The 12,181-nt window shown below is 68.4% G+C and carries 7 protein-coding genes and 2 pseudogenes; 6 read left to right on the top strand and 3 right to left on the bottom strand.

Annotated elements, in window-relative coordinates; translation table 11 throughout:
- Positions 1–7: 7 nt before the first annotated feature.
- Positions 8–484: a hypothetical protein gene (locus tag EO141_RS00855; protein WP_241236609.1), complete on the bottom strand. Its 477-nt coding sequence runs from the start codon at positions 482–484 to the stop codon at positions 8–10.
- A 185-nt stretch (positions 485–669) separates the two neighbouring features.
- Between EO141_RS00855 and EO141_RS00850 the strand changes: the two genes are divergently transcribed.
- The 3 genes from EO141_RS00850 (at position 670) to fis (ending at position 3,062) form a co-directional block, all read left to right on the top strand.
- Positions 670–1,047 (top strand): helix-turn-helix transcriptional regulator, encoded by a 378-nt coding sequence (locus tag EO141_RS00850; RefSeq protein WP_104583543.1) that lies wholly within the window; start codon positions 670–672, stop codon positions 1,045–1,047.
- Positions 1,048–1,533: 486 nt separating this feature from the next.
- Complete coding sequence (locus EO141_RS00845) at positions 1,534–2,673, top strand: DUF3426 domain-containing protein (protein WP_127168279.1); 1,140 nt, start codon at positions 1,534–1,536, stop codon at positions 2,671–2,673.
- 116 nt (positions 2,674–2,789) lie between these two features.
- Positions 2,790–3,062, top strand: a complete 273-nt coding sequence (fis, locus tag EO141_RS00840) for a DNA-binding transcriptional regulator Fis (protein WP_104583541.1) — start codon at positions 2,790–2,792, stop codon at positions 3,060–3,062.
- Positions 3,063–3,392: 330 nt separating this feature from the next.
- Here the strand turns inward: fis and EO141_RS00835 are convergent, their stop codons facing one another.
- Positions 3,393–7,685 (bottom strand): Ice nucleation protein, encoded by a 4,293-nt coding sequence (locus EO141_RS00835; protein ID WP_127168278.1) that lies wholly within the window; start codon positions 7,683–7,685, stop codon positions 3,393–3,395.
- A 1,036-nt stretch (positions 7,686–8,721) separates the two neighbouring features.
- Positions 8,722–8,859: pseudogene (locus tag EO141_RS21595) on the bottom strand (CDP-alcohol phosphatidyltransferase family protein); the annotation flags it as partial.
- Positions 8,860–8,933: 74 nt separating this feature from the next.
- On the opposite strand from EO141_RS21595, the gene purH reads away from it, so the two are divergent.
- The 3 genes and pseudogenes from purH to EO141_RS21590 all read left to right on the top strand — a co-directional run.
- Positions 8,934–10,517 carry a bifunctional phosphoribosylaminoimidazolecarboxamide formyltransferase/IMP cyclohydrolase gene (gene purH, locus EO141_RS00825; protein WP_127168276.1) on the top strand — a complete coding sequence of 528 codons (1,584 nt, stop codon included), beginning with the start codon at positions 8,934–8,936 and terminating at the stop codon, positions 10,515–10,517.
- A 131-nt stretch (positions 10,518–10,648) separates the two neighbouring features.
- Positions 10,649–11,944 (top strand): phosphoribosylamine--glycine ligase, encoded by a 1,296-nt coding sequence (gene purD / locus EO141_RS00820; protein WP_127168275.1) that lies wholly within the window; start codon positions 10,649–10,651, stop codon positions 11,942–11,944.
- A 6-nt stretch (positions 11,945–11,950) separates the two neighbouring features.
- Positions 11,951–12,158, top strand: a pseudogene (locus EO141_RS21590) (hypothetical protein); the annotation flags it as partial.
- Between the last annotated feature and the right edge of the window lie 23 nt (positions 12,159–12,181).

Raw genomic sequence — 12,181 nt, 5'->3', positions numbered from 1 at the left:
CCTCGCGTCAGCGCGGCGGCCGGCCGGCGCGGATCTGCGCGGTGGTCACTGCATCGGCCACGCTTATGGCGCGCAGCCGGGTCACCGCTTGCCAGCCGGCGCGCTGCAGCGCCGCGCTGCGCCACGGCCCGGCCTGCCGGGCCACACGGACACGCAAGACCAGCTCGGCCAGCAGCAATGCCGCCCAGGCCGGGAGCGACCACGCCTGCAGGCCCAGGCTCGCCACGCCGCCGGCCAGCGCCAACAAGCCCATCCCCGTCGCCAGCAGCCGCCAGTGCCGCTGGCGCAGCGCCCACCACCGTGGCGCCAGCCCGGCCGACCACTGCGTGCCGTCGGCGACGGCGGTCCACGCGTCATGGCGCCGCCAGACCTGGTAGCACGGTGCGCCACGAAAGTGATTGATCGCCGGATCCAGTGGCGAATGTGCCGGCCATGCGGCAGTTGGCGGAGCGGCTGGCGGCCTGGCTGGCGGCGTTGCCGGCATGCTGGGGCGGGCGGTGTCGGGAGCGGCTGGCTCGACCATGGACATCCTCCTTGAGTTCGCTGTGATCCCGTCATCATTGACGTGACGACAGTATCGCAAACATATCGGCATATGAAAGTTATACGAACTATCCCTGTTTGCTGCTAGGGCTATATCTCCCGGCCCGTTCCCACTCACGGTGCCGTGTGAGCAAGTTGTACGAACGCGTCCGCGAAGCCCGCGCGCTGACCAAGCTGACCCAGGAAGCGCTGGCCGGCGAACTGGGCGTGACCCGCAGCGCGGTGGCGCAGTGGGAGATGGCCGAAGGCACCGCGCCCTCGGTGGAAAACCTGATCGGCCTGGCCAGGCGCAGCGGCATGGCCTTCGAATACCTGGCCACCGGCCGCGGCGAGCGGACCTTCGGCCCGCCGGTGCCGGCGATCGCCGAAGAGCCGGCGCAGTACCGCCACCTGGACGACCAGCAACGCGTGCTGCTGAACCGCTTCGACACGCTGGCCCCGCGCCAGCGCAGCGGCCTGCTCGATCTGCTGCTGGCCGAGGGCAAGACGCGGCGCAGGCGTTGAGTCGGGATTCGGGATTCGGGATTCGGGATTCGGGAATCGGGAATCGGGAATCGGGAATCGGGAATCGGGGGCAGACTGCTCGGGGTGTCATTCGCACGGCAAGCTCCGAGCTGACTGGGCGCCCAGCCGGATGTGGATGATGCGGTGCCAGGACTTCCGCCTGTTTGCTGGCTGGAATGCCGCCTTTGGCCGCAACTGCGTGGGCGCGCTCCGAGTTGGCAGCTGACCCGAGCGGATTCGGATGACGTGGCGCCGGCAACTTCGTTTGCACGTCGGCTGGAATGCGGGCTTTGCTGGAATGCAGGCCTTGGCCGAGACAGGGCGGCAACAGCGGCGCGACGGTTGGCACCGGATGGCTGCATGCCCGCAGTCGATAAAAGCGGTATCGGTGCCTGTGGTGCGTGTCGCACGCACGCATGACGCACCCGGGTTCGCCCGCTGGCGTGCGCGTGGTTGAATAGAGCCCTTCCCGCTGCACGCCTGCCGATGTCCGAGACTCCGCCACCGCGCCGCCCCCTGGCCACGTTCCTGCGTGCGACGCCGGCGGCTCCATCGCTGCTGCCGACCCCGGTGGTGCCTGCTGCCGAACCGCCGCTGCCCGCGCCGCCGGTGCCGGCCAGCGAACTGGCGCCGTCAACCGAGCCGGTGGCCGCACCGGTGGCACCGAGCGCGTCGCCGCCCTTCGAGCCGCTGGTGACCGCGCCGCGCAGCGAGCCTGCGCCGGTGGACATCCCCCTGCCAGGCAGCGGTGCCGGCCAGGCCGCAGCGGATGCCACCGCGCCGGACCGGCCGGCCTGGACCACGGCAACTGCGCGCCCGCTGCCCGGCGATCCTGCCGAAGGCTCAGCGGCCGGCGCCAGCGACACCCGCACCGCGATCGCCGGCACTCCCGCTGCACAGCAGACTGCCGCACATCCAGTTGGCGTGGCGGCCGGCGGCATTGCCGGCGCAGACCAGCAGCGCGCGCACTCCGCTGCGTCCGGCGTTGCATCCGTGCCGGACGCCGAGCCAGCGTCCGGTGCCGATCCAGATACGGGCGCCGAGCCAGGCGACAGCGCCGCAGGCCCTGCCGGCGCAGCGGCACCTGACCGGTTCCAGCCCCTCGCAGCCCAGGCCGCGCCCGCCTTCGCACGCCGCGGGCTGGCCCGGCCACGGCTGCGCGCCAGCGGCCGCCAGTGGGCCTTGCTGGTCGGGCTGGTTGGCCTGCTGGCGCTGCAGATCGTCATCGCCGACCGCGCGCAGCTGGCCGCCGATGCGCGCTGGCGTCCGCTGGCCAGCGCGGCCTGTGCGGTGGCGCGCTGCACGCTGCCGGCCTGGCGCGAGCCGGCCGCGCTGACCTTGCTCCATCGCGATGTGCGCCCGCTGCCCGGGGTGCCGGGCGTGCTGCAGGTCCAGGCCAGCTTCCGCAACGAGGCGCGCTGGGCGCAGGCCTGGCCGTGGCTGCAGCTGTCGTTGTCCGACGCCGACGGGCGGGTGATCGGCACGCGCGTGCTGGCGCCGCAGGAATATCTGGGCCAGCCGCCGGCCGCGCAGGACACGCTCGCGCCGGGCCAGGCGGTGCAGGTGGCGTTTGCCGTACGCGAGCCGGCCGCGAGCACCGCCGCCTTCAGTTTCGACTTCCGCTGAGCGGACGCGACCTGCGCCGATGGCCACACGGGCGTGGCGAGCGGTGAGGTCACGCGCTAGACTCACTCCCCCTCGCCGGCCACGCGTCCCGGCTTCGTGACACTGGGAACCCTCCTTTGAACGCAGCCCCCTCTCGCCCTGACCCCGGTCGTGGCGCCCCGAAGTCGCCGCTGCGCGAACACGTGGCCCAGTCCGTCCGCCGTTACCTGCGTGACCTGGACGGCAGCGACGCCGACGATGTGTACGAAATCGTGTTGCGCGAGATGGAGATCCCGTTGTTCGTGGAAGTGCTCAACCACTGCGAAGGCAACCAGAGCCGCGCGGCGGCGATGCTGGGCATTCACCGTGCCACGCTGCGCAAGAAGCTCAAAGAGTACGGGTTGACGTAGGACGGGAATCGGGAATCGGGAATGGGATTGGGGAATCGTTAGAGCGTTGGGGTGTGCTGCGGGCTGGCAGTGCGCTGCGCTGGCACGCTTGGTGATGACGCGGCCGATGGACGATCTCGTTGCGTGTTGCGGAATGCGCAGCGTGTTGATGTCGGGTCGGGCTGCCCAAAGTGTTCGCTCTTGATCCCACGCCTTGGCGCAGGACTTCCGTCGCGCCCAGCGTGCCGCGCATGGCGCGCCCTCTTCATCTGACTGGGCCAACCGCCGCGTCTTCGGCGGTTGGCCGCAGTGCTGGATCGGCAACGCCGATCGCCTGGTCGAGGGGATTGCTCAGTTCGGCAAGTGCGTCACCGCTGCATGGTCGCCTGCGGACGCCGGCCCGCTACCCTGTTCCAGCACGATGGTGGCGATGGTGTCGAACGGATCGTCGAACTTCTCGACCACGTTCTTGTCTTCGTCCACCTGGTAGGCGGTGTCGGCCTCGACGCCCTCTTCTCCGGTCTTGGCGATGATGTTGGTATAGCGCTTGCCGTCCCAGCAGCGGAAGATCAGCACCGAGTCTTCGCCACCGGTCAGGGTGGAGCCCAGGCTGCCGATCAATCTGCTGTTGGCGCCGGCCGTCAGGATGCTGTTCTTTCCGGCGGTCAACTTGCTGCGGTCGCCCGCCATCAGCGTGCAGTCGTCGCCTGCGGTGAGCCTGCTGCGGTCCCCGGCGGTGAGGAAGCTGTTGCTGCCGGCCAGCAACTTGCTGCGGTCGCCGGCGATCTGGGTACTGTCGGCGCCAGCGATCAGCTTGCTGCGGTCGCCCGCCGTCTGCACGCTGCCCATGCCGGCGATCAGCGTGCTGCGCGAACCGGCCGTCTGCGAGCTCAGCTTGCCGGCGATCAGCATGCTGCGATGGCCGGCAATCTGGGTGCTTTCGTGCCCTGCGATCAACGAGCTGCCATAGCTGGCGATCTGGTTGCTGCCGTAGCCGGCCGTCAGATAGCTGCGCACGCCGCTGGTCAAGCTGCTGCCATAGCCGGCAATCAACGAGCTGTCCTGCCCGGCGGTCTCGGTGCTGCCGTAGCCCGCGGTCAACGAGCTGTTGTCCTGCGCGATCAACGTGCTGCCGTAGCCGGCGGTCAGGGTACTGTCGCCACCGGCGGTCTGGCTGCTGCCGTAACCGGCGATCAGCGTGCTGGAGAACCCGGCGATTTCGGTACTGCCGTAGCCGGCGGTGAGCGAGCTGTTTTCCAGCGCGGTCAGCGTGCTGCCATAACCGGCGGTCAGGGTGCTTTCGTAACCCGCGGTCTGGGTGCTGCCGTAGCCCGCGATCAGGGTACTTTCGTAACCTGCCGTGGAATTGCTGCCGTAACCGGCGGTCAGGATGCTGCCATGGCCGGCGGTTTGCGTGCTGCCGTAGCCGGTGGTGAGCCAGCTGATTTCCTGCGCGGTCTGGGTGCTGCCGTAGCCGGCGGTCAAGGTACTTTCGTAGCCGGCCGTCTGGGTGCTGCCATAGCCGGCAATCAACGAGCTCTGGAAGCTGGCGGTGGACGTGCTTCCGTAACCGGTGATCAACCAGCTGCTGCTCTGCGCGGTCTGGGTACTGCCGTAACCGGCCGTCAGGAAGCTGTCGTAACCGGCGGTCTGGGTGCTGCCATAGCCGGCGATCAGCGAGCTGTCCGGGCCGGCCATGGAGGAACTGCCGTAGCCGGCAATCAGCGAACTGCTTTCCTGCGCGGTCTGGGTACTGCCATAGCCAGTGGTGAGAATGCTCTTGTAACCGGCGGTCTGCGTACTGCCATAGCCGGCAATCAGCGTACTGTCATGCCCTGCCGTCGATGTGCTGCCGTAACCGGTGGTGAGCGAGCTGCGCTCCTGCGCGGTTTGCGTGCTGCCGTAGCCGGCGGTGAGGATGCTCTTGAAACCGGCGGTCTGCGTGCTGCCGTAGCCGGCAATCAGCGAGCTGTCCGAGCCGGCGGTGGAAGAACTGCCATAGCCGGCAGTGAGCATGCTGCCCTCTTGCGCGGTCTGGGTGCTGCCGTAACCGGTGGTCAGGATGCTTTTGAAGCCGGCGGTCTGCGTGCTGCCATAGCCGGCGATCAGCGTGCTGTCGGCACCGGCGGTGGACGTGCTGCCGTAGCCGGTGGTCAGGTCGCTGCCTTTGCGCGCGGTCTGCGTGCTGCCATAGCCGGCAGTGAGTGAACTGTCGCCGCCTGACGTCTGCGTGCTGCCATACCCGGCGATCAAGGTGCTGTCGGCACCGGCGGTGGACGTGCTGCCGTAGCCGGTGGTCAGGTCGCTGCCTTTGCGCGCGGTCTGCGTGCTGCCATAGCCGGCAGTGAGTGAACTGTCGCCGCCTGACGTCTGCGTGCTGCCATACCCGGCGATCAAGGTGCTGTCGGCACCGGCGGTGGAGGTGCTGCCATAGCCGGTGGTCAGGTCGCTGCCGCTGCGTGCGGTCTGCGTGCTGCCATACCCTGCGGTCAGCGAACTGTCGCCGCCCGACGTCTGCGTGCTGCCGTAGCCTGCAATCAGCGTGCTGTCGGCACCGGCGGTGGAGGTACTGCCGTAGCCGGTGGTCAGGTCGCTGCCGCTGCGTGCGGTCTGCGTGCTGCCATATCCGGCAGTGAGTGAACTGTCGCCGCCGGACGTTTGCGTGCTGCCATAGCCTGCAATCAGCGTGCTGTCGCCACCGGCGGTGGAGGTGCTGCCATAGCCGGTGGTCAGGTCGCTGCCGCTGCGTGCGGTCTGCGTACTGCCGTAGCCGGCAGTGAGTGAACTGTCGCCGCCGGACGTTTGCGTGCTGCCGTAGCCTGCAATCAGCGTGCTGTCGGCACCGGCGGTGGATGTGCTGCCGTAGCCGGTGGTGAGGTCGCTGCCTTTGCGTGCGGTCTGCGTGCTGCCATAGCCGGCAGTGAGTGAACTGTCGCCGCCGGACGTTTGCGTGCTGCCATAGCCTGCAATCAGCGTGCTGTCGGCACCGGCGGTGGAGGTGCTGCCGTAGCCGGTGGTGAGGTCGCTGCCGCTGCGTGCGGTCTGCGTACTGCCGTAGCCGGCAGTGAGCGAACTTTCCCCACCTGACGTTTGCGTGCTGCCATACCCGGCGATCAAGGTGCTGTCCGCGCCCGCGGTGGAAGTACTGCCGTAACCGGTGGTCAGGTCGCTGCCCTTGCGCGCGGTCTGAGTGCTGCCATAGCCGGCAGTGAGCGAACTGTCCCCGCCCGAGGTCTGGGTGCTGCCATAGCCTGCGATCAAGGTGCTGTCTGCACCGGCGGTTGCGGTGCTGCCATAGCCGGCAGTCAGGTCGCTGCCCTTGCGCGCGGTCTGGGTACTGCCGTAGCCGGCAGTGAGCGAGCTGTCGCCGCCGGAGGTTTGCGTGCTGCCGTACCCTGCGATCAAGGTGCTGTCCGCGCCGGCCGTGGAGGTGCTGCCGTAACCGGCCGTGAGGTCGCTGCCGGTGCGGGCAGTTTGCGTGCTGCCGTAGCCGGCGGTCAGCGAGCTGGCGTTGCCCGAGGTCTGTGTACTGCCATAACCGGCAATCAGCGAGCTGTCGGCACCGGCGGTACCGGTGCTGCCATAGCCGGCAGTGAGGTCACTGCCGTCCTGCGCTGTCTGCGTGCTGCCGTAGCCGGCGGTCAGCGAGCTTTCCCCGCCGGAGGTCTGGGTGCTGCCGTAGCCGGCGATCAGCGAGCTGTCGGTGCCCGCCGTGCTGGTGCTGCCGTAGCCTGCAGTGAGGTCGCTGCCGTTCTGCGCGGTCTGGGTGCTGCCGTAACCGGCCGTCAACGAGCTGTCGCCGCCGGAGGTTTGCGTACTGCCATAGCCTGCGATCAGCGAGCTGTCTGCCCCTGCGGTTTCCGTGCTGCCGTAACCGGCGGTCAGGTCGCTGCCATGCCGCGCGGTCTGGGTGCTGCCATAGCCGGCCGTCAGCGTGCTGCCCCCGCCGGCGGTCTGGGAACTGCCGTAGCCGGCAACGATGGTGCTGTCGGATCCGGCCACGCCGGTGCTGCCGTAGCCTGCGATCAACTCGCTGCCGTCACCGGCAGTCTCGGTACTTCCATAGCCGGCGATCAGCTGGCTCTGATCGGCGCCCGTGAGCGTGCTGCCATAGGTGGCGATTTCGCGGGTGCGCAAGATCGCATTCGAAGGCTGTGCGGCCTGTGGGTCGATGCCACTGGCCGCTGCTGGACGTGGCGCGGTGGAAGGCGCGCCGCTGTCGACGGCCGGCGCAGTGAACTGCGCCTGCGCTGCCTTGGGAATGAAGTCCGCGGCAACGACTGCAGGCGGCTCCGGCTGGGGCGGGGTGTGCTGCGCAATGCCCGCGGCAATGCACTGCATCGCGCCGGCACGGTTGCCGGCGTAGACCACCTCGGCGCGGGGGAACTTGATCATTCCCTCCTCGCCCAACCAGATGATGTCGGCGGTATCCACCATGCAGACCACCCAATGCGCATCGGCATGCATGTTCAGATGCGCATTGGTGCCCTGCCCCCACAACAGGCCGGTCAAACCGTTTTCCTGCTTGATGGTGGGTTGCCAATGCCGGCACTCGACACTACCGGACTGCGGCCAGATCAGTCCGCAATGATCGGACATGTTGTTCGTGCAGGTGCGTAAGGCCAGGACTTTTTCGCGATTCATAGGCTTGCTCTCATGAGGATGTTCCGGGCAGCTGCGCAAACCGGCGTGCATGCCCTGGCCAATCGAGGGATGCGGGTCATCCCGCCGTCATGGCGAGACGGATCCGCCCATTGGCAAGGGCAGTCGCGGTACTGCGGCGGTTGGTCATCGACGAGCGCCACCAGGCGCACGCGCGCTGCGGTGTCTTGCTTGAATCGCAGGGTCATGGACGGCCGTGACGGCAAGACGCAGCGGGGAGTGACGGCAAGGCTGGCTCCTGCGCGACAGCCGTTGCAGCAATTAGCGACGGGACGCCTCGCCGAGAGCGTCGTTGCTGGTGAACCGGTTGAGCGAATCGGTCAGCGAGCACAGATCGTCGGTCAGCCCGGCGTGGCCACTGTCGCCGCAGCGGAAGACAGGTGCGCATTCCCGAAGGACAGCCGGGTGCGCCACGCACGGGGACCGGTTTTTTTGATCAATCTGCGACCGGCTCCGGATTGTGTTCGTCAGTGCACAAGCCGAATCGAGGAACGTGTCGCGCACTCACCGCATCGCGTCGCGAACGCATGCCGGCATCAGATGAAGCGCCATCGCCCATGAAAACAGCGCCCCCCGCGTCGCGTGGCAATGCCGTGCGAGGCTGCAACTGAGATGCAGTGTATTCAAGGTGCGTGATCCATTCGCGCCTGCAGGCGATGCACGGTTGGCAGTTTCATCGTGGGGATGACTGCCCGCAGCGGTGACGGGCGTCAGGCAACGCGTCAGCAACGCGCGCAGCAGGCACTGTTGCGACCGTCTGCCTGGCAGATGCAACGGGCGCCGCAGCGTCGAACGTATCGCCCGTTGCGACGCATCACCTGATGATCGAAGCCTGGCACGCCTGTGGCCGGAGCGCGTCGTCTGCGTCATCGGGTGCCCGGCATCGCTGCAAGCCGGGCACCGAGGTGCGCCACGCACTCGCGCCCCGCTGTCGCGGATCACAGGGAACGCCACCTTTGGCAGCGACGCAGACCGAGGCCAGCTGGTCGCGCACGCCGCCATGGCCTGCGCGACCGGCCAGCGCGGCCACCAGCAACGACGCTGCAGCCGCAGCGGGCATCACCTGGCTGGCGCCGATGCCGCCGCGAGACAGCGTGCCCGGCATCGGCCGCAGCAGCGCCCGGGAGCGTCCTGCCAGGGCATGGATCGACGCCATCACGGGCTGTCGAGCCCATTCGAGCGCCGGTGCGGCCTACAATATCGGCTGCCCCGCCTTGATAGCCCCCACCAATGGCCTCTGATTTCCTGCCCGTGCGCCGGGCCCTGCTCTCCGTTTCCGACAAGACCGGCCTGGTCGATCTGGCCCGCGCGCTGGCAGCGCGCAACGTCGCGCTGCTGTCCACCGGCGGCACCGCCAAGGCGCTGCGCGAGGCGGGCCTGCCGGTCACCGACGTTGCCGAGCTGACCGGGTTCCCGGAGATGATGGACGGCCGCGTCAAGACCCTGCACCCGCTGGTGCACGGCGGCCTGCTCGGCCGCGCCGGCGTCGATGAAGCAGTGATGGCCGAACACGGCATCGTGCCGATCGACCTGCTGGTGCTGAACCTGTATCCGTTCGAGTCGGTGACCGCCAGGGCCGACTGCACGCTGGCCGACGCGGTGGAGAACATCGACATCGGCGGCCCGGCGATGCTGCGCTCGGCGGCGAAGAACTTCGCCCGCGTGGCGGTGGCCACCGACCCGGCGCAGTACGCGGAATTGCTGGCCGAACTCGATGCCAACGACGGCCAGCTGTCGGCGGCCAAGCGCTTTGCGCTGTCGGTGGCCGCGTTCAACCGCGTGGCGCAGTACGACGCGGCGATCAGCAACTACCTGTCGGCGGTGGCCGACAGCGCCGAAGCGGTGCCCACGCGCAGCCCGTTCCCGGCGCAGATCAATTCCAACTTCGTCAAGGTGATGGACCTGCGCTACGGCGAGAACCCGCACCAGGCCGGCGCGTTCTACCGCGACCTGTATCCGGTGCCGGGCACGCTGGCCACTTTCCAGCAGTTGCAGGGCAAGGAGCTGAGCTACAACAACCTGGCCGATGCGGATGCGGCATGGGAATGCGTGCGCCAGTTCGATGCGCCGGCCTGCGTGATCGTCAAGCATGCCAATCCCTGCGGCGTGGCGGTGGGCGCGGCCTGCGGCGATGCCTACGAGCTGGCCTATGCGACCGACCCGACCAGCGCCTTCGGCGGCATCCTGGCCTTCAACAAGACCCTCGATGCGGCGACCGCGAAAGCCATCCTGGACCGCCAGTTCGTCGAGGTGTTGATCGCCCCGGACTACGAGCCCGGCGCGCTCGACTACGCGACCAAGAAGGCCAACGTGCGCGTGCTCAAGATCCCGCACGGCAACGGCCTCAACAACTACGACACCAAGCGGATCGGCTCGGGCCTGCTGATGCAGTCGTCCGACAACCGCGGCATGTCGCTGGGCGAGCTGAGCGTGGTCACCCAGCGCGCGCCCAGCGAGGCCGAGCTGGGCGATCTGCTGTTCGCCTGGCGCGTGGCCAAGTACGTCAAATCCAACGCGATCGTCTACGCCAAGGACAACCGCACGATTGGTGTCGGCGCCGGGCAGATGAGCCGCGTGGTCAGCGCCAAGATCGCCGCGCTCAAGGCCGAGGAGGCCAAGCTCACAGTGGCCGGCTCGGTAATGGCGTCGGACGCGTTCTTCCCGTTCCGCGACGGCATCGATGCCGCCGCCGCTGCCGGCATCCAGGCAGTGATCCAGCCTGGCGGGTCGATGCGCGACGGCGAAGTGATCGCCGCCGCCGACGAACACGGCATCGCGATGGTGTTCACCGGCGTACGGCATTTCCGGCACTGACGTGCCGGGAATGGGGAGTTGGGAATCGGGAATCGGCAGAGCGGTTCCCTAGATACCACTCCACACCGTACGGCCCGCAGAACCAGAGACTTTGCTTTTCCTATTCCCCATTCCCCATTCCCGGCACTTACATGAAAATCCTCGTCATCGGCTCCGGCGGCCGTGAACATGCCCTGGCCTGGAAGATCGCGCAGTCCGCACGCGTGAGCGAAGTGCTGGTGGCACCCGGCAATGCCGGCACCGCGACCGAAACCAAATGCCGCAATGTCGCGATCAAGGTCGATGACCTGGATGGCCTGCTCGCCCTGGCCCAGCGCGAAGCCGTGGCGCTGACCGTGGTCGGCCCGGAAGTGCCGCTGGTGCTGGGCGTGGTCGACCGCTTTCACGCCGCCGGCCTGCGCATCTTCGGGCCCACTGCCAAGGCCGCGCAGCTGGAGGGCAGCAAGGCCTTCGCCAAGGATTTTCTCGCCCGTCATGGCATCCCCACCGCGTACTACGCCGTGCACACTGACGTCGACGCGGCGCTGGCCTATGTGCGCGAGAAAGGCGCGCCGATCGTGGTCAAGGCCGATGGCCTGGCTGCCGGCAAGGGCGTGATCGTGGCGATGACGCTGGCCGAGGCCGAAGACGCGGTGCGCGACATGCTCTCGGGCAATGCGTTCGGCGATGCCGGCGCGCGAGTGGTGATCGAGGAATTCCTCGATGGCGAAGAGGCCAGCTTCATCTCGATGGTCGACGGCACCCACGCCTTGCCGATGGCCACCAGCCAGGACCACAAGCGTGTCGGCGATGGCGACACCGGCCCCAATACCGGCGGCATGGGCGCGTATTCGCCGGCCCCGGTGGTCACGCCCGAGGTGCATGCACGCGTCATGCGCGAGGTGGTCGAGCCGACCGTGCAGGGCATGATCGCCGACGGCGTGCCGTTCACCGGGTTCCTGTACGCCGGGCTGATGATCGATGCGCACGGCGCGCCCAAGGTGATCGAATTCAACGTGCGCTTCGGCGACCCGGAGACCCAGCCGGTGATGCTGCGCCTGCAATCGGACCTGGTGGACCTGCTCGACGCCGCCATCGACGGCAAGCTCGACCAGGCGCAGGCGCACTGGGACCCGCGCCCGTCGCTGGGCGTGGTCATCGCTGCCCGGCCCTACCCGGAGGCGCCGGTCACCGGCGAAGTCATCACCGGCCTGGACGCCGTGCCGGCCACCGCCAAGGTGTTCCATGCCGGCACTGCACTAAATGCCAACGGTGAGGTCGTCAGCGCCGGTGGCCGCGTGCTGTGCGTTGCCGCCCTGGGGGACAGCGTGCAGGAGGCGCAGCGCAACGCCTATGCCGGCCTGCAGCCGATCCACTGGGCCAACGCCTTCCAGCGCAGCGACATCGGCTGGCGTGCGATCGCCCGCGAGCGCGACGCACAGGGCTGAGCACTCGCAACCACACGTTGCAAGGTCGTCAAGCGCGATACATGCCCGTGCAGTTGGCCGGACGCGCAGCTCACGCGGCTGCGCGCAGGCACGTGCAGCTGGGCTGCGGCGCAGCCACCGTCGTCGCGCAATCGGCTCCAATCCGCACAAACGCTGCCCTACTGACAAAGAACTAGCCGCCCTCCACCCCGATGGCGCGTGCCTGCGGCAATAATGCCCGGGCACCTTGCCTTGCAG

This window comes from Xanthomonas sp. BRIP62415 (genome assembly GCF_003993515.1).
Taxonomy (GTDB): Bacteria; Pseudomonadota; Gammaproteobacteria; order Xanthomonadales; family Xanthomonadaceae; genus Xanthomonas; species Xanthomonas euroxanthea.
This window is presented reverse-complemented; position numbering and strand designations above follow the sequence as displayed.